The organism is Niameybacter massiliensis (genome assembly GCF_001282685.1).
GTDB lineage: Bacteria > Bacillota > Clostridia > Lachnospirales > Cellulosilyticaceae > Holtiella > Holtiella tumoricola.
Genome location: NZ_LN875035.1, coordinates 758,678 through 783,700 on the forward strand (window position 1 = coordinate 758,678; position 25,023 = coordinate 783,700).

General features: G+C 34.7%; 17 protein-coding genes. 4 read left to right on the forward strand and 13 right to left on the reverse strand.

The features are described from left to right. Window positions 1-2: 2 nt before the first annotated feature. Genes kdpC through kdpA form a run of 3 tightly spaced genes read right to left on the reverse strand, consistent with a single transcriptional unit; the run spans window position 3 to window position 4,452 of the window. On the reverse strand, window positions 3-599 hold the full coding sequence (gene kdpC, locus BN2390_RS09340) for a potassium-transporting ATPase subunit KdpC (protein WP_053984085.1): 597 nt from the start codon (window positions 597-599) through the stop codon (window positions 3-5). Window positions 600-631: 32 nt separating this feature from the next. Further along, a complete protein-coding gene (gene kdpB / locus BN2390_RS09345) occupies window positions 632-2,704 on the reverse strand; it encodes a potassium-transporting ATPase subunit KdpB (RefSeq protein WP_053984086.1) in 2,073 nt (690 codons plus the stop codon). A gap of 11 nt (window positions 2,705-2,715) precedes the next feature. Next, a complete protein-coding gene (kdpA, locus tag BN2390_RS09350) occupies window positions 2,716-4,452 on the reverse strand; it encodes a potassium-transporting ATPase subunit KdpA (RefSeq protein ID WP_053984087.1) in 1,737 nt (578 codons plus the stop codon). Between the two features lie 426 nt (window positions 4,453-4,878). On the opposite strand from kdpA, the gene BN2390_RS09355 reads away from it, so the two are divergent. From BN2390_RS09355 to BN2390_RS09365, 3 genes are all read left to right on the forward strand, one after another. Then, complete coding sequence (locus tag BN2390_RS09355) at window positions 4,879-5,319, forward strand: alkaline phosphatase family protein (RefSeq protein ID WP_154668814.1); 441 nt, start codon at window positions 4,879-4,881, stop codon at window positions 5,317-5,319. A gap of 576 nt (window positions 5,320-5,895) precedes the next feature. Continuing rightward, entirely contained in the window at window positions 5,896-7,479 is a 1,584-nt protein-coding gene (locus BN2390_RS09360) for an extracellular solute-binding protein (protein WP_053984089.1), read from the forward strand. Between the two features lie 119 nt (window positions 7,480-7,598). Further along, the gene (locus BN2390_RS09365) at window positions 7,599-8,945 is read left to right on the forward strand and encodes an MATE family efflux transporter (protein ID WP_053984090.1); all 1,347 of its coding nucleotides are present in this window, start codon (window positions 7,599-7,601) and stop codon (window positions 8,943-8,945) included. A 31-nt stretch (window positions 8,946-8,976) separates the two neighbouring features. Here BN2390_RS09365 and BN2390_RS09370 read toward each other — a convergent pair whose 3' ends face one another. Then, entirely contained in the window at window positions 8,977-10,152 is a 1,176-nt protein-coding gene (locus BN2390_RS09370; RefSeq protein WP_053984091.1) for an iron-containing alcohol dehydrogenase, read from the reverse strand. A gap of 134 nt (window positions 10,153-10,286) precedes the next feature. After that, on the reverse strand, window positions 10,287-11,225 hold the full coding sequence (locus BN2390_RS09375) for a LysR family transcriptional regulator (protein WP_053984092.1): 939 nt from the start codon (window positions 11,223-11,225) through the stop codon (window positions 10,287-10,289). A gap of 437 nt (window positions 11,226-11,662) precedes the next feature. Between BN2390_RS09375 and abc-f the strand changes: the two genes are divergently transcribed. Beyond that, the gene (gene abc-f / locus BN2390_RS09380; protein WP_053984093.1) at window positions 11,663-13,153 is read left to right on the forward strand and encodes a ribosomal protection-like ABC-F family protein; all 1,491 of its coding nucleotides are present in this window, start codon (window positions 11,663-11,665) and stop codon (window positions 13,151-13,153) included. Window positions 13,154-13,209: 56 nt separating this feature from the next. Here abc-f and BN2390_RS09385 read toward each other — a convergent pair whose 3' ends face one another. From BN2390_RS09385 to BN2390_RS09420, 8 genes are all read right to left on the reverse strand, one after another. Further along, window positions 13,210-14,028: a MerR family transcriptional regulator gene (locus BN2390_RS09385; protein WP_053984094.1), complete on the reverse strand. Its 819-nt coding sequence runs from the start codon at window positions 14,026-14,028 to the stop codon at window positions 13,210-13,212. A gap of 212 nt (window positions 14,029-14,240) precedes the next feature. Next, window positions 14,241-16,832, reverse strand: coding sequence for a glycoside hydrolase family 3 protein (locus BN2390_RS09390; protein ID WP_053984095.1), 2,592 nt, complete (start codon window positions 16,830-16,832; stop codon window positions 14,241-14,243). 183 nt (window positions 16,833-17,015) lie between these two features. After that, on the reverse strand, window positions 17,016-18,341 hold the full coding sequence (locus BN2390_RS09395; RefSeq protein WP_053984096.1) for an MATE family efflux transporter: 1,326 nt from the start codon (window positions 18,339-18,341) through the stop codon (window positions 17,016-17,018). Window positions 18,342-18,433: 92 nt separating this feature from the next. After that, complete coding sequence (locus BN2390_RS09400; protein WP_053984097.1) at window positions 18,434-19,096, reverse strand: potassium channel family protein; 663 nt, start codon at window positions 19,094-19,096, stop codon at window positions 18,434-18,436. 12 nt (window positions 19,097-19,108) lie between these two features. Then, on the reverse strand, window positions 19,109-20,383 hold the full coding sequence (locus BN2390_RS09405) for a TrkH family potassium uptake protein (protein WP_053984098.1): 1,275 nt from the start codon (window positions 20,381-20,383) through the stop codon (window positions 19,109-19,111). 333 nt (window positions 20,384-20,716) lie between these two features. Continuing rightward, complete coding sequence (locus tag BN2390_RS09410) at window positions 20,717-20,950, reverse strand: hypothetical protein (RefSeq protein ID WP_053984099.1); 234 nt, start codon at window positions 20,948-20,950, stop codon at window positions 20,717-20,719. Window positions 20,951-21,073: 123 nt separating this feature from the next. Beyond that, on the reverse strand, window positions 21,074-23,449 hold the full coding sequence (locus BN2390_RS09415; RefSeq protein ID WP_053984100.1) for an InlB B-repeat-containing protein: 2,376 nt from the start codon (window positions 23,447-23,449) through the stop codon (window positions 21,074-21,076). A gap of 104 nt (window positions 23,450-23,553) precedes the next feature. Then, entirely contained in the window at window positions 23,554-24,996 is a 1,443-nt protein-coding gene (locus BN2390_RS09420; protein ID WP_053984101.1) for a protein adenylyltransferase SelO, read from the reverse strand. Window positions 24,997-25,023: the final 27 nt, after the last annotated feature.

The window sequence follows — 25,023 nt, forward strand, 5'->3', positions numbered from 1 at the left end:
TGTTATAAAACACCATCTAATATTAAATTTACTTTTAATACATTTACTGTAGGTTCACCAAATACACCTAAAAAGGCCTCTGTCGTTGCCTGAGTAATGGCATCTTCTACTACACTTTTTTCAATACCACGAACTTTAGCAATACGACTGACTTGATAGCTTGCTGCAGCTATACTAATATGAGGATCTAATCCACTACCTGAACAAGTCACAAGATCAACTGGGATTTTATCTAAATCTCCAGCATATTGCTTAAGATAGGCTACTCGCTCTGAAACTAACTTTTCATAACTTTCACTTGCTGGACTTAAATTAGAAGGTGTAGCATACATCAGCTTATTTCCTTGTTCATCTTTAAAAGTAGAAGTATCACTATTCATGATACGTCCCCACATATACTGCTCTCCTGTAAACTGTTGTCCCAGTAACTCACTCCCATACTTTTTACCATTTACTTCTATAATACTGCCATTGGCCTTTTCTTTAAAAGCCACTTGGCTTATTCCCGTTACAACTAATGGGTACATACCACCACATAATACTGTAAAAATTATAAGTAGCCCTATAGCCTTTACAAGTAGACCTTTTAAACATTTCATTCTATTTCCTCCCACATTCTCTATTCCACACTTTAAGCTACAATGCCTAACGCTACAATGATGACATCAATCAACTTTACAAAGATAAAAGGTGTAATCATACCCCCTACTCCGTAAATAAAAAGGTTACGGCAAAGTAATCTACCTGCTGATACCTCTCTATACTTAACACCTTTAAGCGCTAGTGGTATAAGTGCAATAATAACTAATGCATTATAAATAATAGCTGAAAAGATCGCACTCTCGGCACTATGCAATCCCATAATATTAAGTGCACTTAAACCTGGATAAATACTCATGAATAAAGCTGGAATAATAGCAAAATATTTGGCTAGGTCATTGGCAATACTAAAAGTCGTTAGACTACCTCGTGTCATTAAAAGTTGCTTACCTATTCGAACAATTTCAATCAGCTTTGTAGGTGATGAATCTAAATCTACCATATTACCTGCTTCTTTAGCTGCTTGTGTACCTGAATTCATGGCTACAGCAACATCTGCTTGTGCAAGAGCAGGTGCATCATTAGTTCCATCTCCTGTCATGGCAACTAAATGTCCTTTAGCCTGAAAGTTACGAATCATCTCAAGTTTCCCTTCTGGTGTTGCCTCTGCTAAAAAGTCATCTACCCCTGCCTCTGCTGCAATAGCTGCTGCTGTTAAAGGATTATCTCCTGTAATCATAATGGTTTTAATCCCCATTTTGCGTAGATCTGCAAATTTCTCTTTAACGCCTTCTTTAATAATATCTTTTAAATAAATGACGCCTAATATTTCATAATTTTTTGTAACAACGAGTGGTGTTCCACCTTGCTTAGCAATTTGCATAACCACTTCTTCACAGGCTTTACTATATAGTCCACCTTGTGCTTCTACATACTGCTTAATAGAATCTGCAGCGCCTTTACGAATTTCTATATTTTTTAAATTGACGCCACTCATACGTGTTTTAGCTGAAAAAGGTACAAACTCAATTTTTAATTCACTTAGATTTCTTTCACGAATTCCAAATTGTTCTTTTGCTAAGACAACTACACTGCGCCCTTCTGGTGTTTCATCTGGTAAGGAAGAAAGTTGTGCCGCATCAGCTACCTCTTCTACCGTATGCCCATCTACAGGAATAAAAGCACTTGCCTGTCTATTACCTAATGTAATGGTTCCTGTTTTATCTAACATGAGAATATCTACATCTCCTGCAGCTTCTATGGCACGCCCACTCATTGCAAGTACATTAGCCTCATTAAGTCTACTCATCCCTGCAATCCCTATAGCTGAAAGGAGTGCACCGATAGTCGTTGGTGCAAGACAAACAAGTAAGGCAATAAGCGCTGTGATTGAAGTTGGGTTCTCTATGCCTACTTGTTTTGCTGCAAAATCTGAGTAGGTATAAAGAGAAGCTGTTACTGTAATAAAAATAATAGTTAAAGCCATTAAAAAGATCTGTAGCGCAATTTCATTTGGTGTCTTTTTCCTACTTGCGCCTTCTACCATAGCAATCATTTTATCTAAAAAGCTTTCTCCTGCCTCATTGGTAACACCTACAACAATCCAATCTGAAATAACTGTAGTACCACCTGTTACTGCACTGCGATCGCCACCCGCTTCACGAATAACAGGTGCTGACTCTCCTGTAATAGCACTTTCATCTACAGATGCAGCCCCTTCTAGCACCTCACCATCGGCTGGAATTTGCTCACCTGCCTTTACTAATACTAAATCACCCTTTTTAAGATGAGCTGAAGAAATAACTGTTAAATGCTCTTTGTCTTCTATGGAAAGCATTTTATAAGCATCTACATCTTTTTTTGCCATACGTAATGCATCTGCTTGTGCTTTTCCACGCCCCTCAGCTATTGCTTCTGCAAAATTAGCAAATAATACAGTAAACCAAAGTACAATGGCTATACCTAATATGAACCCTGTTGGTGCATCCTTAATTCCAAAGAGTGCCAATACAAAAAGACCTGAGGTTAAAATGGCGGATACATAAACCAAGAACATAACTGGGTTGGCTAATTGTGTTTTGGGTGCTAACTTTATAAAAGAATCTTTAAGTGCACGGCTGATCATCTTAGAATCCACCATACCCTTTTTAGAATTTGTCTTCATTTTTGGTCCTCCTAACCTAACATTTGAAAGTACTCTGCAATAGGTCCAAGCGCAAGCGCTGGGAAGAAGCTTAATGCCCCTATTAAAAGTACGACAAAAACAAGTAATCCTACGAATAATCCATTACAGGTTGAAAGTGTTCCTGACGTTACTGCAATATGCTTTTTCTTTGCTAAACTTCCTGCTAAAGCTAGCATTGCAAACATAGGTACAAACCTTGCAAACAACATCATAATCCCTATGGATAAATTGATAAATGGCGTATTGGCATTAAAGCCTGCAAATGCCGAACCATTATTACCTCCTGCTGATGAATAAGCATATAAAAGTTCTGAAAAACCATGAGCACCTGCATTATTTAAACTTTGATTAACAGATGGCACCATAGCAGCTATACCACTTCCTATTAAGATGACAATAGGTGTAGCAAGGCATGTAATGACAGCCATCTTCATTTCAAAAGGCTCTATTTTCTTACCTAGATATTCTGGTGTACGTCCTACCATAAGACCTGCCATAAATACAGTAAGAATTACAAAAGCAAGCATACCATATAGCCCACATCCTACACCTCCAAAAACGACTTCCCCAAGTTGCATCTGTAACATGGTCATCATGCCACCAAGTGGTGTGTAAGAATCATGCATAGAGTTAACGGATCCATTTGAAGCTGCAGTCGTATACGTTGCCCATATAGATGAACCTACAATTCCAAATCTTGATTCCTTACCTTCCATATTGCCACCAGCTTGTTGATAGGTAGATAAATCTACTTCCCCTGCCTGTGCAAGCTGTGGTGTAGCCTGCTGTTCACTCACTCCAATAACGCCTAATGCCATGACAAGTAAAATCATCATTGCCATAAAAATGGCCTTACCTTGTTTTTTATTCTTTACATTCCTACCAAAGGTAAAACATAAAGCAGCTGGAATAAGTAATATTGCAGTCACTTCTATAAGATTAGAAAGTCCTGTTGGGTTTTCAAATGGATGTGCAGAATTCACACCAAAGAATCCTCCTCCATTTGTCCCAAGCTGTTTAATTGCAATTTGACTTGCCGCTGGTCCCATAGGTACCACTTGCTCTGTAACAGTTGCTCCCTCTTCATCTTTAATAGGTTCAACTAATTCAACTGTATCATAAGGTTTTAAGTTCTGCACAACACCTTGTGATACAAGAAATAAAGAGGTCACTATAGATAACGGAAGTAGCACATATAAGATAATCCTTGTTAAATCCACCCAAAAGCTTCCAAGTCCTTCACTTTTCACTTTTAAAAAGCCTCTTATCACTGCAAACAAAACAGCTATCCCTGTTGATGCAGAAACAAAATTTTGCACTGTTAAACCAAACATCTGAGTAAAATACGTCAAACTTGATTCACCACTATAAGCTTGCCAATTGGTATTGGTGATAAAGCTTGCTGCATTGTTAAAAGCTAAATGCCAACTTGTTCCTCCTAATCCCTCTGGATTTAAAGGTAATAATCCTTGTATCATATGTAAAATAAATAATAAGATAAATCCTATACCATTAAATAAGGCGACACTAAGCGCATAATGCTTCCATGTCATATCTTCCTTTTCATTAATACGCAAAAGTTTATAAATCATCTTTTCACATGGTATCAATAACTTAGATAAAAAAACATGTTCCCCATTCATAATCTTTCCTATATAAGCACCTAATGGTATGGCCAAAAGCACTAATACAACTAAGTAAAGCCCATATTTTAATATTGTAAACATTCTTTTATTCACTCCTTTAAATTATCATTCCTGCTCTATTGCCTTTACATGTATGTAGTATATTCAATCTCAAATTAAATAGGCATTAGAGAAATAAGCTTAAACATTAAAATTACATTAAAATCTCTTTACATGAGTAACCACGCTAGCATTCCACCAAACATTGCACATAGACTCACGCCACCGATCAAGCATAGGGTGTAGATCGTAAAACCTCCTACGAGAAGTATAATAGGATGCCTGCTTATCCAATGACTAAATAATTTTTCTTTATCTATTTTCATACTCTACTCACCTCTAGATTTTTAGTAGATTGTGTTCTACCTTAATTCTAGCAGTGTGTAAATAAAATCAGGATTAAGATCTCTTTATTTAACATTAAAATCTAATTAAAATAATTAACTTACATTTTCTCATTATGAATGTATTCCTACTGACTATACTGCTGCTCTTGAACATGAACATAAACTGAGTGATTTAGCAGCTTCCTATATATATGAAGAATCTCCTGATTTTCTCTTTCTCTATTTAGGCTATACAGATATTGCTGGATACAAGCACAGTTGGATGGCACCTCACTATTTAGAAGCAGTTGCAAATGCTTCTCATTGCATTGAAAAAATTATGGAGTATCTACCAAAAAATTATAATGTGTGCATTACAGCTCATCATAGTGGTCATCATTGTACCCATAATACAGATTGTATGGAAGATATGACCATTCCTCTTATTTGTCATGGTCCCATTTTCCAACCTAATCACCTTTTAGCAAATGTAAATATCAAAGACATTGCACCAACTCTTATTCAAATTTTAGGGCTTATACCTCCTTCAGACTGGAAATGGCACTACTTATTAGATCATTAATTTTACCATTTAGAACTCTCTTTTTTTACTAATAAAATTACACAACAAAAGTTCCCATAAAAGAGTTATTTGTATAGAAATAACTTTTTTATGGGAACTTTTCATTTAAATAAATATAACAGGCATTACTACCCTCTTTTTCTATGACTTTATCACAAAACCTTTTTAAAATATATTCTAAATTTTTAATATTTATTTCACATTTTAACTTGTTTATTCATTTTATATTCATAATTCCTCTGATTATTTTAACTATCAAAGCTTTATATTCATCATTAAAATCTATATTAAATTTAATTTTTGTAACTTTACTAATAGCTTTTACTATACATTATACACAATTATAACTTCTGTTTTAAGTCATTTTTTACTCCATTTTGGTTGTTTTTGAACAAAGTTTAAATTTTTTTATATTTTTTGTCTTGAAACACTTTAATACTTCTTAACTTTATGATATTATCTATACATATTAAACAGTTCTTAACTTCCACTTAACTTTTTAAGAACTGTTAACCATATTTATAAAGTGAATCAATTAATTTTTATCACTTTATTACAAGGACAGGAGAATGAATGATGACTAAATTTACTAGAGTTTTAACTTTAGCAACAGCTTCAATGCTCGTTTTATCTTCAGTAGCAGGTTGTAGTAAACCAGCAACAGATAACGGATCAACTGGTACACCTTCTACTTCAGTAGAAGCTAACCAAACAATTAACCTTGAAGGTTACCCAATCGTACCTGAGCGTATCGACTTAACTGCTTTCGCTTACGGTGAACCAGGACAAGGTAGCTGGGATGATTACCCAGTATTCAAAGAACTTGCTGAAAAAACAAATGTATTCGTAGATTTCGAAACAGTAAGTGGTGATGGTGCAACAGAAAAACTTAACTTAGTTTTAGCATCAAATAAACTTCCTGATATGTTCTTCTCAGGCTTAAGTTCATCAATGATTAACAAATATGCAGGAATGGGCTTATTCATGCCTTTAAATGATCTTATTGATCAATATGCACCAAACATTAGTGCTTTACTTGCTGAAAGACCAGACATCAAAAAAGCAATTACAATGCCAGATGGTAACATCTACTCTATCCCAGCTGTAAATGCAACTGCTGGTCAAGCAACAACTCAACTTTGCATTAACAAAACTTGGTTAGATAAATTAGGTTTAGAAGTACCAACAACAACAGATGAATTCTACGAAGTATTAAAAGCTTTCAAAACTCAAGATCCTAACGGAAATGGTAAAGCTGATGAAATTGGAATGTCATACGAACCAGTACCTCCATATGATGTATGGAATGGTGACACAGGTTTCAGTGGTGCATTCGGTGTTGTAACACTTACAGGAAGCATGATGCTTAATAATGATCAATCAGAACTTATCTACACTCCTGTTCAAGAAGGTTATAAAGAATACATCAAATGGACAAGTACACTTTACACAGAAGGTTTATTAGATACAGAACTTTTCACACAAGATCATAACCAATACATGGCTAAAGTAAGCTCAGATTACCTTGGAGCATACTTAACAAACGGACCAATCGCTGGCGGTGCTTGTGAATTCATCGCTATCGAACCTTTAGCAGGTCCAGATGGAACAAAATTATGGTCACAATTTGACTATAGTATCGATAAAAACCGTGCAATCATCTCTGCAACATGCTCTAACCCAGCTGCAGCAATGCGTTATATCGATTCATTCTTCGAAAAAGAACATTCTTTAAAACTTAGATATGGTAACCGTTTAGAAGCGCGTGGCGATCAATGGGAAATCATGCCTAGCGAACCAGGTGCACAAAGTGAATGTCCAAGTGCTTACGTTCCAACATTAGAAACTGTTGAAATCAAAACACAAGACCTTATTCAAACACCAGACGGTATTGCTGCTGATGAAAGACAAGCAATGTACGCTCCTTACTTAGCACCATACGTACCAAACATGAACTTAACTCCAGAAGAGTCAAAAGAACTTTCTGCACTTCAAACAGACTTACAAGACTTCGTTAACCTTAACAAAGCTAAATGGACAACAGGTCAAAACAATATTGATGCTGAATGGGATAAATATGTAGCTCAACTTAACCAAATGGGCTTAACAAGATACATGGAAATCTACAACGGCGCATACCAAAGATACTTAGGCAACTAATATCTTAAAAGGAGATGTCATATGACATCTCCTTTTTTATTTATTTTTAACTCTATTTCGCTTTATTACTCTATGGTATAATAAAATTTATACACATTATTCTGTAAAAAGGAGTTCTTATGAAAGATTTAACTCAAGGTAATGAAGCAAAAGTTTTGCTCCAATTTGCATTCCCTTTAATTGTAGGAAATATATTTCAACAGTTTTATAATATTGCAGATACTATTTTGGTTGGTAAATTTGTAGGTTCTGATGCCCTCGCTGCTGTCGGTTCCTCTTTTTCTATAGTTATCTTTTTAACTTCAATTATTATAGGACTTTGCATGGGTGCTTCTACTCTATTTGCTCATTTTTTTGGTGCAAAAGAAATCTCATTACTAAAAAAAAGTATTTATAATGGCTTCATTTTTATCGCTCTTTTAACGCTTATTCTTAACGTCTTAGTCCTTAGCTTCAGTACTCCAATCTTACAACTTGTACATACACCTGAAAGTATATTTACAGCTACTAAAACCTATTTGACCATTATCTTTTATGGATTAGGCTTTACCTTCTTATACAACTACTTTAGTTGTTTATTAAGAGCCCTTGGTAATTCCTTTATGCCCTTAATCTTTTTAATTGTTTCATCTTTACTTAATATTGTCCTAGATCTTATTTTCATAATAGGTTTTCAGATGGGTGTAGAAGGTGCTGCCCTTGCTACCATTATTGCTCAAGCTTTCTCTGCACTACTCATTACATTTTATAGTACAAAAAAGCTCTCCTTCTTACATTACACTAAACAAGATTTTCGCCTTAACATACCACTTATGAAACAATTAATTCATTACAGTGTTTTTACAAGTATCCAACAATCCATTATGAACTTCGGCATTTTAATGATTCAAGGTCTTGTAAACACTTTCGGTGTATCTGTAATGGCTGCATTTGCTGCCGCCGTTAAAATTGACGCCTTTGCTTATATGCCAGCACAAGATTTTGGAAATGCTTTTGCTATTTATATTGCTCAAAATAAAGGTGCCAGACAAACCAAGCGTATACATAAAGGTATTAAAATTGCCTTAGGTATTTCAACCCTCTTTTGTGCTATTGCTTCACTGTGTGTTCTTTTATTTGCCACACCACTTTTAACATTATTTATCTCAAAAGACGCACTAGAAATTCTCCACTATGGCAAAGAATACTTATGGATTGTTTCAACATTTTATATCCTTATCGGTTACCTTTTCTTAAGCTATGGGTACTATAGAGGCATAGGTAAAGCCAATATTTCTGTTATTCTAACCGTTATCTCTCTTGGATTACGTGTAGCCCTTGCTTATACGTTCGCTCCTTCACTTGGTGTTGTTGCTATTTGGTGGGCTATTCCTGTAGGTTGGTTTATTGCTGATCTTACAAGTCTTTGTTTTTATATCTATTTTAAAAAGAATCATTCTAATCCTATAAATACAAAAGCCTGCTAATGGATAAAATCCATTAGCAGGCTTTATTTTATTAAAAATTCACTTCTGTTCCATAATAGATACAGGTGAATAATTTTTCCATTTCACTTGGTGTAATACTTCTTGGATTAGATCCTGTGCAAGCATCTCCTACAGCAAGTTCAGAAATTTTACTTACTTTTTGTTTAAATTCTTCTTCATTGATTCCAAAAGCTTTTAATGTTTTAGGAATACCTAATTTTACATTATAGTCATCAATCTTGTCACATAATTTTTCTGCAAGTTCATGATCATCGCTACCTTCAAGACCAACAGAACGTGCAATTTCTGCATAACGTGTTACTGCATCTTTAGCATTGAATTTAATAACATATGGAAGATAAATAGCATTAGCACAACCATGTGGAATATGACCTGTAGAGAAGGCTGCCCCTGTTTTATGTGCCATAGAGTGTACAATGCCTAAAAGTGCATTTGAAAATGCCATTCCAGCTAAACATTGTCCGTAGTGCATTTGTTCTCTCGCTTCCATATCACCATCATATGATGCAGGCAAATAATCAAATACCATCTGAATTGCTTTTATTGCAAGAGGATCTGTAAATGGGGTATGAAGTGTAGAAACATAAGCTTCTATAGCATGAGTTAATGCATCCATTCCTGTATGTGCAGTAAGCTTTGGCGGCATGGTTTCTGCAAGCAATGGATCAACAATTGCAACATCCGGTGTAATATTAAAGTCTGCTAAAGGATATTTAATTCCTTTTTCATAATCTGTAATAACAGAAAAAGCCGTTACTTCTGTCGCTGTACCTGATGTAGATGGAATTGCTAAAAACTTAGCTTTTTGTCTAAGTTCTGGAAAATTAAATGGTGTGATTAAGTCTTCAAATGAAGTTTTTGGATATTCATAAAATGCCCACATTGCTTTAGCTGCATCAATAGGAGAACCACCTCCCATTGCAATAATCCAATCTGGCTCGAATTCACGCATAGCTTCTGCACCCTTCATAACTGTTTCTACAGAAGGATCTGGCTCAACATTTTCAAAAAGCTGAACTTCTATATGCGCTTCTTTTAAATATGAAACGACTTGATCCACAAATCCAAAGCGTTTCATAGAACCTCCACCTAAAACTAAAATAGCTCGTTTGCCTTTTAAAGTCTTTAACATTTCTAATGAACCTTTTCCATGATATAAATCACGAGGTAATGTAAATCTTGCCATTTTTCTTTCCCCCTACTCACTAATCTTTATGTTATAATTTTAACATTCTTAAAGTTATAAGGGTAATATAAATCTAGATATACCATTATATATTTATATACATGTCTATATATATAAACAAATACATACTTGTATCACCCCTTTATCCCATGTATCATTTCTTCTTTTATCCTCTCTAATTGGTTAATAAATTGTCTATCTAGTCCGTTTAGCCGATAACGTTTAGGATAAATCAGTACATCCTTATTCACATTATCATTTACTTCACACTTTCTTTGAACAAGTCCATAGCGTTCTAATAAAATAGAGGGTACAGGTGATACCCACATGTAACTTGTGGGAACTTCACTAAGTAAATCAAATTGACTACCTCTTTCATAGACATAGATTTGTTTACTAGATGTTTCCGCCCAATTACTCTTTTTAATCTCTATACTTGATAAAGTTGGCACCACTAGGTCTCCATGGATAACTTCAATATAGTCTTCTAGATCTTGTAAGGTAATATTTTCACTATATGCTAATGGATGTTCCTTAGACATAAGAACAAGGTATTCAAACGTCCATAACGTCTCATATTTAAACTCTTTTTCATTCAGTAAATGTAAGAAGTACTTTTCATATTGAGTCGCATAACGGATGATTCCTAAATTAAATCCATTTTCCAATATATTTTCAATAGCTTCCATAGAATTAGTTTCCTTAAAGTCAATGGTCGCTGTACCTTTCATCTCTAAATCATTTATAAAATGAGTAAAGGCATAAGTAATATAACTGGCCCTAGGCACAGAAATTCTAAAATCTATTTTTTTAGTACTACTAGGCTTATAATAAGATTCTAATGCATCAATTTGCATTAATACATTTTTTGCATAACTTAAAAATTCTGCCCCCTTCTTAGTAGGAATAATGCCTTTTGCTGTTCTTTTAAAGAGCGTAATGCCAATACTTGCTTCTAACTCTTTTATGGATTTGCTTAAATTAGGCTGTCCCATATAGAGATGCTCAGCCGCCTTTGTAATGGAGCCTGTCTTTTCAACTTCAATTGCATATTTTAAATGGGTTATATTCAAATACTCACCTTCTTAATATGTAATATTTAATTAAAATATTATGAACTTTTCTACATCCCTATTATACCGATTTTTAAGTCATATAAGAAGTCCTTTTAATCGTTTTAATTTTAGATACTTTATTAAAATTGTGTTTCTATTCTACTTGACATTTAAAATAAGTCATGCTAACATGCTCTTAAATATTTAATAGATTTGAGGTGAAAAGATGAAATAGTACTTTCTTGCAGACTTATATTAAGCAGAATAAATTTTCAATGGCGGCATAGATCGTTTATTTATGATGCTTATTTGCAGGAAGTACATTTCTTCTTTTTGTTTATTTAATAGTCCATCCATTTCTCTATCCCAAAGATAGGGTCAGCTTTGCTGTCTATTAATAAGCCGTAAGAATGTACATTCTTGCGGCTTATTTTATTGCACAAGGAGCTGATTTTATGTCATCAATTAATATATATAATTTAACCTTTGCCTACGAAGGCACTTATGATAATATCTTTGAAAATGTTTCTTTTCAAATGGATACGGATTGGAAACTAGGTTTTACAGGGCGCAATGGTCGTGGCAAAACAACCTTCTTAAACTTGCTACTTGGTAAGTATGAATATAAAGGAACGATTTCCGCTACTGTACAATTTGACTATTTCCCTTTCCAAGTGGATGACAATACTTTAATAACTATGGAAATTATTGAAGACTTACATCCTGATTGTGCTTATTGGGAAATCAAAAAAGAGCTGAATTTACTCCAAGTCGATGAAGATGTCCTTTATCGTCCTTTTAACACCCTTTCACAAGGTGAGCAAACCAAAGTCTTACTTGCTGTTTTGTTCCTTAGAGAACATCACTTTTTACTTATTGATGAACCTACAAATCATCTAGATGTGACATCTAGACATGTGGTCTGTAACTATTTAAATAATAAAAAGGGCTTTATCCTTGTTTCTCATGACCGTGCCTTTTTAGATGGCTGTACAGACCATATGCTTGCCATTAACAAGACAAATATTGAGATTCAAAAAGGCAATTTTTCCTCATGGTATCACAACAAAACGCTCCAAGATCAATTTGAGCTTGCAGAAAATGAGCGTCTAAAAAAAGATATTAAACGTCTTACTGCGGCTGCTAAACAAACAGCCCGTTGGGCAGACAAAGTTGAGTCTAGCAAAATTGGTATGGGTAAAAATTCTGATGAGAAATCTATAGACCACCGCTGCTATGTGGGTGAAAAATCTAGACGTATGCAACAACGTCGCAAAAACTTAGAACGTAGGCAACAAAGTGCCATAGAGGAAAAGTCAAGCTTACTCAAAAACATTGAATCCACTGAGAGTCTCAAGCTACTCACTTTGCCTTTTTACACCACTCAACTTTTAAGGCTCTTAGATGTTACCCTTTCTTATGATACTAAAGTAGTCTGTGAAAAAGTACGCTTTGAAGTCTCTACCGGTGATCGTATATGCTTACAAGGCAAAAATGGCTGTGGTAAATCAAGTGTACTAAAGTTTATTCTTGGTGAGTACATTGACTACACTGGTACTTTTAACAAAGCAAGTGGTCTCAAAATTTCCTATATCTCACAAGACACGTCTCATCTGAAAGGTAATTTATCTGATTATGCCAGAGACTGCAACATCGACGAAACCCTTTTTAAATCCATCTTGCGCAAACTTGATTTTGCCCGTGTACAATTTGAAAAAGATATAGCAAGCTTCAGTGAAGGACAAAAGAAGAAAGTTCTTATTGCCAAAAGTCTTTCTGAAAGAGCTCATCTCTATATTTGGGATGAACCACTTAACTTTATTGACATCTTTTCTCGTATTCAAATCGAACAATTACTTTTAGCCTATCAGCCTACACTCATCTTTGTAGAACATGATGAATCATTTACCCAGCAAATTGCTACCGAGATTATTGCCATAGGCTAATTTAAAATAAATAAAAGGTGTCACGGACGTCAATCTTCCGTGTCACCTTTTTGCACTTATAAAACCTGTATTTGAATTTGTCCTAATGCTTTTTCTTCATTACTTAAATCTATCCGTGTAATCATATAGCTTTCACAAAAAGCATCTCCTACTTTCAGATGATTCAACTCAATGTATTGCATTAATTGCTCATAATAAGGTGTGGTATGTTTAAAGTCATCATCAAAGTTTAACGTAAGGTAATGACCTTCTGGTAAGATAACCTTTTCACCTTTTACCTCATCATAATTTTCTCCACATCCTATCATCATGTGGTCATACGTAAGCTGTTTATCTTTTTTAAAGCGCTCATAGGAAGTAGCAAAAGCCAATTCCCTATAAAAGGTTCCATACTTCTCATCAATATCTCTTAACGTCTCACTTAACTTAATCTCAAACTCTTCTGTATAACGTTTGGTATTGTTATATTTAATAAAATGTCTTGTAGGACATTGCTTTATAAACACTTTACCAATGCCTTCATCTAAAGTAGATTGAATCTTTCCTTCTAAAATTTGAATATGTTTTTCTATACGTTCTAATTCTTGTATCTTTTCTTGAACCATTTCTTTTTGTTTGGTAAGAATCTCTAATATGGCATCAACAGACGTATGATGATCGACTAATACTTTAATTTCTTCTAAAGTTAATCCCATGGCTTTACATTGCTTAATAAAATCTAGCATAATAAAATGCTTCACCGAATAATAACGGTACTTACTACTTTCATTGACATAGCCAGGCTTTAATAAGCCTATTTTATCATAATGTCTAAGGGTTTGTACGGATACATTGTGAAGTTTTGACACCTCTCCAATCGAAAATCGCCTATCCATGTCTTTCGTTCCTCCTTAACTAATCTCTTCTATTTTATCGTCTTTTACAAGCTATGGATAGCCCTACACAAAACGCACCATTTTATAATCTATATACTTTTACTAAGTGATATCTTAAAACTACCTAAAAACCTTCACCATTAAAGACTTCGCTCATATAATTGTCGACATACAAAAGGAGCTGCCTATAATGCTACAGCTCCTTTTATCATTTATTTTACTCTAAATTGTGTTGTGAATGGTAAATCCATAGCATTTGGCCCTACCATGACTTCAAATTTTCCTTTTTCAACAACCCATTTGAAATCTGGATTAAGTACACGTAATTGTCTTTCTCCTAATTCAAAGGTTACTGTTTTTGTTTCTCCTGGTGCAAGACCTACTCTTTCAAATCCAGCAAGTTCTTTGTATGGTCTAACCACACTACTTACTGCATCATGAATGTAAAGTTGAGGCACATCCTCGCCGTAGCAATCCCCTACATTGGTTACATCAATAGATACTTTAACTGTTTCATCTGCTTTTATTTCTTCAGCTGAAAGCTTAAGGTTACTATATTCAAACTTTGTATAGCTTAAGCCATAACCAAATGGATACAGTGGATTCCAATCCATCTCTACATATTTTGTTGCACCAAATGGACGTCTATTGTAGTGTACAGGAATTTGACCTACTGATTTAGGGAAAGAAATTGGTAAACGTCCGCCTGGATTAACATCTCCAAATAATACACTAGCAATAGCATGTCCACCTTGCTCACCTACATGCCATGCTTCTACGATAGCAGGTATGTGTTCTTGCTCCCAAGTAATAGAAAGTGGGCGTCCGTTTTGTAATACAAGAACAACAGGGGTACCTGTTTCGTAAATTTTACGTACAAGCTCTCCTTGTCTGCCTGGTAAGTTAAGGTCTGCACGATCTAAGTTCTCGCCACAAGTTTCTTCACTATCTCCTACAGCTACAATCACCACATCTGCTTGTTTACTAATAGCAAGTGCTTGTTCCATATCTAAGTTGCCTGTATTGTATCCAAAGATAACACGTACCCCTCTTTGGTCATTTATAAATTCAATTTTAACAGCATATTCTTTGCCCTTTTCAAATTGGAATGGTTGCATTTGGGTAGCTTGTTTATCTCCCCAGCCATCAACGAGCATTTCCCCATCAATCCATAGACGCATGCTATCCATACTACTTAATCCAATACAGCCTTCAAAGGTTTCTTCTGGTACAAGTGTTCCAGTCCATCTTACCCCAAAGCTATCTGCATTAATCCCTTCACCTGGCTTTGTATAGATCCAGTTAAAATTAACTTGTGAGTCTACACGTGTTACAACAGCTTCCCCTTCAAAAGCCTGACCATTGAAGTATTCACCTGTTAAGCCTTCTTTACCATCTTGGCTTCTTAGCCATTTAGACGGAATCACCATAACTTCATTTTCTAAGATTTCACATCCTTTTGCATAAAGGACTTCTGTCTCTTCTGATACCGCTTGGCGAATTCCATCTAATAAAGTCACTGCATCTTTACATGTTTCAGCTGGTGCACTATAGTCACCAAATCTTGGTGTGGCTGCACTTGGTCCTACTACTGCAATACATTTTGTATCTTTTTTAAGCGGTAAAAGCCCTTGATTATTTTTAAGGAGACAAATCGCTTTTTCTGCTACTTCCTTAGCCAGTGCCACATGTTCTTCACAGTGCACCACTTGTTTGTTTAAGTTTTCATCTACAAATGGATTTTCAAAGAGGCCTAACATAAACTTAACACGAAGGACACGTCTTACAGATAAGTCAACAACAGCTTCTTCTAATTCACCACATTTCACCATATCCGCTAAATGTCCTTGGTAAACATCATGTGGGAAATCATAGAGTTGCATATCTACGCCTGCTTCAATGGCCATTTTAATGGCTTCTCTTTGACTTTCTACAACATAGTGGCATCTATGTAACATAATAATAGCAGTCATATCTGCACGTACAAAGCCTCGCATACCGAGTTCACCACGTAACTTATCTGTTAATAACTTACGATCCCCAGCAACTGGAATACCATCTATAGAGTTATAAGAACACATTGCATTGAGTGCTCCTGCATTAAAGGCTGCTTCAAAAACTGGTAAACAATAAAACTCATGCTCATGTTTACCCATCATAGCTGGTGCACAGTTAAGTCCCCCTGTTGGCGCCCCATACCCTGAGAAGTGTTTCACCTCTGCAACAATGGTATCATTACGCGTTAAATCATCACCTTGTAAACCTTTTACCATTTCTTCTGCAAAACGAGAAGCAAGATAAGTATCCTCCCCATAAGCTTCTTCAACACGTCCCCATCTAGGATCTCTTGCAAGATCAAGTACTGGTGACCAAGTCTCATGAATCCCTAAGCTTCTACATTCTCTTGCAATCGCTTTACCTTGTTTGAAACCAAGTTCTGCATCAAAGGTTGATGCTAATGCAATTTGTTGTGGAAAAACTGTACATTCAGGCCAGATTAGCCCATGTAACGCTTCTTCACTAAATAGAATAGGAATAGGCAATCTTGCCTCTTCTAAATATTCTTTTTGAATTCTATTGTTATCCTCAGCACTTGAATATCTATTTTGTAAACATCCAATCCCTTCTTTGCCTGAAACGTTGATAAACTTTTCGAAATCAAACTGTCCATCATCTTCTTTAAATTCATTCCATGAATAAATGTCTAATTGTCTTACTTTTTCTTCTAAGGTCATTCTTGAAATTAAGTCACTAATTCTCTCCTCAATATCAAGATTTGGATTTTGAAACGGATATTGAACCATCTTGCACCTCTATTATGTTTAAGTTTAGTAATCTACATAAATGTAACTCAATCTTCATAATATTACAATGCTATTTTTTGAAATTAATAACCTAATTTTTAACTTTATTTTTGTTTATTTTTTACTAACTTTTGTAATAAAAAAATGGTGAGCATTTCTATTTTGAAATGTTCACCATTTTTATTATATTTCTACTTGGACTTGATCTACTCTTAACACCGCATGAGTTGACCCTTTAACATTTGCTAAAATACTAATAGTAATGAGTGTTAGAACTTCTGATACAATTGTCCCTGCCCAAATACCGTTGGCTCCAAAAATAGTACAAAGCACAATTAAAGCAAGTGGCAAATAGATAATAGATCTTAATACACAACTTAAATTCGAATACTTTGGTTTTTCTAATGCTTGGAAATATACAAGTGTATTTAAGTTAATCCCTACTGCAAGATAACTAAAACTTGCGATACGTAATGCTAAATAAGCAAGGCTAGCAATTTGTGGATCACTTGTAAATATACCTATCAATGTTGGTCCAAAGACAAAACTAATAAATATAAACGCCACACTGACTACTGTTGCTGTGACACTTGTAATCTTATAAAAGCCTAACATACGCTTACCATCTTTTTTCCCATAATTATAGCTAATCAACGGCTGAGCACCGAGTGTTAAACCATAAAGTACCATATACGTATTGGTTGTAATGTAGTTAATAATACTATAAGCAGAAATACCTGCTTCACCTATAAATTTCACTAGCATAACATTATGAATCAGAACAATCACAGAATAACTTGCTTGTGCAAAGAAAGATGGAAAACCAATTTTTGAAAAAGTTTTAAGTTCTTCAAAATTAAGCTTCACATTTCCAAAGGATAAATAACCTTTTCTTTGAATAAAGTGAGGGATAAGCACCGCAACAGTTATAATCTGCCCAAGCCCTGTTGCAATAGCTGCACCTTTGATTCCAAATCCAAATTCAAAGATAAATAGATAATCTAAAATAATATTTGTAATGGCACCTAATATGGTTGAGATCATTGCAAGTTTTGGTCTACCATCATTTCTAACAAAACTACTTAGTACAATCCCAATTAAGTTTGGAATACAAAAGATAGCATAAAATCTTAAATATTCTACTGCAAGACCTTTTAATCCTTCTGTTGCACCTAATAGGCTTACAATCTGTTCAGTAAAAATAATACAAATTAAACTAATAATTCCGCTTAGGATAAGCAAGAACTTAAATACTTGTCTAAAAATATTAACTGCTTTATCACTTTCTCCTGCCCCAATATATTTAGAAACTTGTGATCCTCCACCTATAGCAAACATTGATGCAAGACCAAATAACATAACTGTAAAAGGTAAAACAATATTAATGGCTGCTAGCGCCATGTCCCCTACACCCTGACCTACAAAAATACCATCAATCACTGTGTAAAGGGATGATATAAACATAGCAAGGGCTGAGGGAATCGCGTATTTAAAAAATTCTTTTAACATACTCTTTCCTCCGTTCTCATTTTGCCATGTTATATCTTAAACTCTATTGTTACTATAGAGTCAAGAGTTTTTTACCTTTATACACAAAATTTTTAATCCATTTCGAATGCAGAAATATTTTCTTTTTTGCCTACTACCACAATGACATCTTTGTCTTTAAATGTGTAATTAGGCTCTATATCTGTTTCTATTTCCCCATCCATTCCAATAGCGATAATATTAAGCCCATACTGTTTTCTCATATCAGCTTCACTTACTGTCTTTCCTATAAGCTTTTCATTAACTTTAATCTCAGAAAGCTCTACATCATTATTTAATGAAATATAATCCAAGACATTATGAGCTACTATTTTCTTCGCTACTCTAAGGGCCATATCCCTTTCTGGATAAACGACTTCTGCACCAATTTTTTCAAGCACACATCCTTGTTCATAACTAATTGCTTTAGCAATTACTTTTGGTACACCTAAGCTTACTACGTTTAAGGTTGTCAAAATACTCACATCTATTTTTTCGCCAATACATACAACAACCACTTCGCAATTTTGTATTCCTGCTTCTTCTAATACTTCTTTCGTCAATTCATCTGCTACAAAAGCATATTGAGTATAGCTACGTAATTCCTTTACTTTTGATTCACTTTGATCTATTACCAAAACTTCTTTGCCCAGTTCACAAAGTCGTTTGGCTAAAGCCATTCCAAATCTTCCTAAACCAATAATTCCGATTGCAGCTGTTTTCTTATTCTTAAACATGCATTCCCCCCTCTAACCAATGGTAATCATCTCTTCTGTATAATGTACTTCTGTTTTTCCTTTTACAAACCATAATGAGGCTATAGTCAACGGACCTAATCTACCTATATACATAATCAACGTTAACAATATCTTACTGGGCGCAGTTAACTTTGGCGTAATACCTGTTGATAATCCTACTGTACCAAATGCTGAAGTAACTTCGAATAAATTTTGCATAAGGCTATTTTCAGGTTCAAATACGCATAACCCAAAAGTACCTGCTAACACAATAACTAAGGCTAAAAAGGTTATCACTGCTGCTTTTGCAATTGCTTCATAAGGAATACTTCGCTTAAAAGCACTACAATGTTGATTAGTGACTATACTTTTAACAAACTGAATCAGTACAAATAATGTACTTGTTTTAATTCCTCCTCCTGTTGATCCTGGAGATGCACCAATAAACATAAGTATAATCAGCGTTAAAAGTCCTGCATTGGTTAACTCACCTATAGAATAGGTACAAAATCCTGCCGTTCTAGCCGAAGTACTTTGAAAAAAAGCACCTAACAAACTTATATTTTCTGTTAATTTGAGAAGAACTGTGCCACTTAGTAAAAGAAAGACTGTAGTAACTACTACAACTTTTGTATGAAGGGTAAGCCTTTTAAAATGATGTACATGTAATAAGTCCAAAATCACTAAAAATCCTAGTCCTCCAAATATAATTAGTAGACAAGTTATAAGATTTAAAAAGAGGTTATCTTGGTAGGGTATTAGGTTTTGAAAATTTCCTAATATATCAAATCCCGCATTATTGAACGAAGCAATCGAGTGAAAAAGACTAATGCCTATAGCTTCTCCTATAGGATAATCTTGCCCAAATACAAATAAGCTCAGCACTGCTCCTATTCCTTCAAATATAAGGGTTAAAATCAATACTGCACGCACAAGCTTGACAATGCCCTTAAATGATTGAACACTCCAAGCCTCTCTCACCAATGTCCGTTGATTAAATCCTACTCGTCTACCCGCAATTAATATAATACCTACACCAATAGATGTGACACCTAACCCACCTATTTGAATTAATATGGCTATAATTGTGCATCCCAATGCATTAAAAGTATCTGCAGTGTCCACAACTACAAGCCCTGTCACACACACAGCACTTGTAGAAGTAAATAAAGCATCAATAAAAGAAACCCTCATTCCTTCCTTAACTGAAATAGGAAGCATCAATAAAATAGCACCCAGTAAAATAACACCCATAAAACTTAAAGCAATTACTTTAGCAGGTTTCATCTTTTGCCTTAGCCGTACTTTCTCTTCCAAGTATTTAAAGCCTCACTTTCCTTAAACTTAACAGTCTATATAAAGACAAAAGGCATATGCTACCTTATAAGTAACCTATGCCTTCTTGTGTCAAAAGTTCTTCTCAATACAGTATATGAACGTGTTCCCTAATATATATCTACGTTTATTCTGACACCCTTTATAGTTTTCATTAGTTCTCATCATAAAAAAGCACTCGTCACTAGATTCAAAATATCTAGAACAAGTGCTTATGTCCTCTTTAACTCATTTTTGACTAAACTACCTTCTTCAAAAGGTATAAATAAAATTTTTCTTAATCTTTTATTGGATAATACCTTTTGTACGTAAGTATCTTTCTAAACCTTTTTTTCTTACGTTAACAAAGTTTTCACATGTTTCTTGTGTACTATAATTAATAAGGTCACATGAACGTGCACCTTTTAAAACTTCTCTAACTTCTACTCTTGGTAAGCCTACCTTACGTTCAATTTCTTGAACACTTGTTGCACCAAAATAAAACAATTTTAAGATTTGTAACGCTTTTTCATCTGTCATTTTTTCAATTTCTCCTCTTTTTATGTTACGTTCATCGAATAAATTTTTTTCTATTATAGACGTGACCTAATCTTATATATAATATGGGCAAAAAACCATACTGTCAATCATCCAAAAAGTAAACTATTGATTAAGTGCAGCATCTAAACGCATTAATATGGTCATCATTTCGGCTCTTGTAACAGCTTTGTTAGGCTCCATAGTCGTTGCCGTAGTCCCTTCAAGCAATCCTGTTCGAATACAGTAATTAATACCATCTTCATACTCTGAGTATCGGGTATCTGTAAATAAAACTAAAGGTTTTATCTTTTTCAAATTGCCATCTGTTACTTCAAACAATACTTGTGCCAATTGACCACGTGATAAATAGGTGTCTTCCATTCTCCCTACTTGACGCAACGTCTTTTCTTCTAGTTTTGATCCTACAGATGCCATAGAGTCAAATGCCCAACTTCTACTATTGGTCATATATTTTTCAACTGTACTTCTTGGTTGTTGTACTTCTGTTTGATCGTTTAATAGTAATACTCTATCAAGGAATGTAAAAGTATCTTCTACTGTAAGCGGTTTGCTTGGTCTAAACGTACCATCTGGATAACCTGCTACAATACCTCTTTTTGCAAGTTCTGTAATATTACTATAAGCCCAGTGATTTCTACCTAAATCTTTAAAACTCACACTTGAAACCCGTCTTAGTTCTACAACTTCCCAATCTAAATCAATTCCTACATCTTCTAAAAGACTTAGATCTCTCTTCACTTCTCTTAGCTGATCTTTTGTAAAATAACCTTTTGTTAATTGATCTAATTCATCTAAACTAAGTGTTTCCTCTAATGTTGTATAAGGTAAATACTCTTCAAAGTTTTCTTCAATGGCTTTTTGTTGTCTAGAAGATAAAGCTCTCCAAGCTTGTTTAAAGCTCAATTCTTTAGGTTGTTCTTCTGTAAAATTGGCTTTAAGACGTCTTTCCCTTTCAACAGTAAAACTATATTCTTCATTTCTGCTTACAACTTTCCCATCCTCTGTCCAATTTTCAAAAATATAGCCTTCTTTTGCTTTAGCTTTTACAGTTACATATTCTCCTTTGTTATAGGTATAATCTCCTCTGACTGTACCTGTATCTTTAGGATTAATGGTCACATAAATTGTATACTGTGGAATAACAACCGGTTTATCATAATAGAAGTTGGCAACAAGATTTCTATCTTGTGTCACTGCAAAACTATAGCTACGGTCACGACTTACTTCTTTACCATTTTCTGTCCAATTGATAAAACGGTAATAGCCTTTTGGTGTTGCTGTAACAGTTGCCACATCATTGATCGTATAAATACCATCTTGGTTAATACTATTATTTGTTAAAGCACCTGCTTCTACCGGATAGGTTGCTGTGCGTACTTGATATTGTTGTAAGAGATTAACCGTACAACTAGATTCTAGTTTGTTGATGTCATTACTTATTTCAACACGATACTTACCTAGATCTTCTTTTCTTATATTCTTTATAATATATGAAGAAGTCACATCTTGATTAGATGAATTAAATGTTTCACCATAAATCCAATTGCCTTCTTTATACCAATTAAAGGTTAACACCCCTTCACCTTTAGCTATTACACTAAGCGTTCTATAATCTCCTAGTTTGACTCCTTCATTTTGAAGTCCTTTTGTCAATGTTACAGGTTGTGGTACATAATCTACGGTTTCATTCTTAACAGCGGTTGATACTTGTTTAAGCACCACTTTATCTCCAGCTTTGGCAATAGCAGTCGTAGCGTCTTGTGCTAAGCTATAGGTAAATTGAACACTTTGCCCTTGCTTAATCGGTTGGTAAAGCTGATATACTAAAGTATTTTTATCTCCATCATAGTTTATATTGGAGATACTTTGACTAACACCATCTACCACTATAGTTGGGATCACTTCGCCTGTCACTTTTGTCCCTACTAATTCTACATTATACAGGGTTACTTGATTGCCATTTGCCTTAAGGGTAGGTGTTTCTTTCCATTCCGTATAAATGGTATAGGGATTTTGTTTAGTTCCTTCTCCTAATTTAAATACAATTGCATTAGGGTCCAAATAAACTGCAGTAATATCTGCCCAATTGATGGTTCCATCTGTTATGAGAGAAAATAAACTAGGTATCTCTTCTACATCAAATAATTCATCTAAATCTTCTAAATCATTTTCCTTAGTGAATTTTCCAATTTTATCGATGATATTTTTCTTAGAATTTTGAAGTTGCTCATAGCGGTTGCTCTCGTATAATAATAGCCCCTTCTCATCTTTTTCAGCTACATACCATAAAATGTTTTTCCCCAGGTAAGTACCATAATAAATATAATCTCCTACTTTAATTTCTTGCTTGCTCGTTGTTTCTTGCTCTTGCTTAAATCCTTTAAATGTGGCTGCCTGAACAGGTATAACCTGCATTGTCACTAACGCAAGTGTCATAACAAGTAATCCTATAAGTGACTTTAAAGTACAATTTTTCATACTTTATTCCCCCTTTGTAATAAGTTCTTTATAGGATTATTGTATGCACCACTTCAAACTTATTAACTGGAATAGAGGAACTGTCATCAACTCTTAATATTTCATCACGTTCCACAAAATGTCTTGTAAAGACAACTTGATGGTGCCGGTAAAGTCATATAAGCCCTTTTTCTTTCTTCATACCTGTAGGGATTAGAGAGTACCTCTAATAATTGTTCCATAACTTGCTCATTTCCTTCATTTACAGCCTGCTCTATAGCTTCTTCAACTCTATGATTACGCGGAATAACTACAGGGTTACTTCTTTGCATTAAATCGCAAGCCTCTTCTTGTGTTTCGTTTTGTTGTGCTTGACGCACTTTCCATCTTTTATGCCATTCTAAAAATACCTCCGTTTGATAAAAAGGAATAGCTTCTAGTTCTCCATAAGTTAAGGCAACAAAAGTATTAGTATAGTCTGCTTTCTCCTTTTCCATCATCTCTAATAAGTCTTTGATCAATGTTGTTTCTTCTTCTTGTTCATGGAAAAGGCCTAATTTACTTCTCATGCCTTCTAACCAATATCGTTTATAGAACTTATCAAATACTCTAAGTTTTTCTTCTGCTAGCTTAATTGCCTCTTTCTCATCTGTATGAATAATAGGTAATAGTGACTCTGCAAAACGTGCTAAATTCCACATTGCCATACGTGGTTGATTACCATAGGCATAGCGGCCTTCTTGATCAATTGAACTAAATACTGTTTTTAAGTCATAGATATCCATAAAGGCACACGGACCATAGTCAATAGTCTCTCCACTAATACTCATATTATCTGTATTCATCACACCATGAATAAACCCTACTAATTGCCACTTTGCTACTGTATCTGCTTGCTGTCTAGCTACTTGTTCTAATAAATAAAGTGCCTTATTTTCTACAGTCTCTTGAGTAGGATAATGTCTATGGATTGCATATTCCGTTAAGGCTTCTAGATCGTCTTTACTTCCCCAAGCAGCTGCATATTGAAATGTTCCTACCCTTAAATGACTCTTTGCCACCCGTACCAATATTGCTCCTTTTTCTTGTTCCTGACGTCTAACCCATTCTCCTGTTGCAACAACGGCTAAGCTACGTGTAGTTGGTATACCTAAAGCATGCATAGCTTCACTAATAATATATTCTCGCAACATGGGCCCTAAAGCTGCACGTCCATCCCCTCTTCTAGAATAAGGTGTTGGACCAGAACCTTTAAGTTGTATATCTACCCGATTTCTATCACCTGTAACCCATTCTCCAAGTAGTATGGCTCTTCCATCTCCCAATTTTGTAAAATGTCCAAACTGATGTCCTGCATAAGCCTGAGCTATAGGCTTAATTCCTTCTAGTACACTATTTCCAGCTAAAATATTAATGCTCTCAACACTTTCTAGCTCTTCAATATTGAGTCCTAATTCCTTTGCTAAAGTTCTATTTAGTTTTACAAGCTGTGGCTCACTTACTGGTGTCGGTGATACAACTGTATAAAATAAGTCTGGTAAATCTATATAAGTATTTTCTAGTTTCATACTATCTTCCTTTCAGATTTTATCATC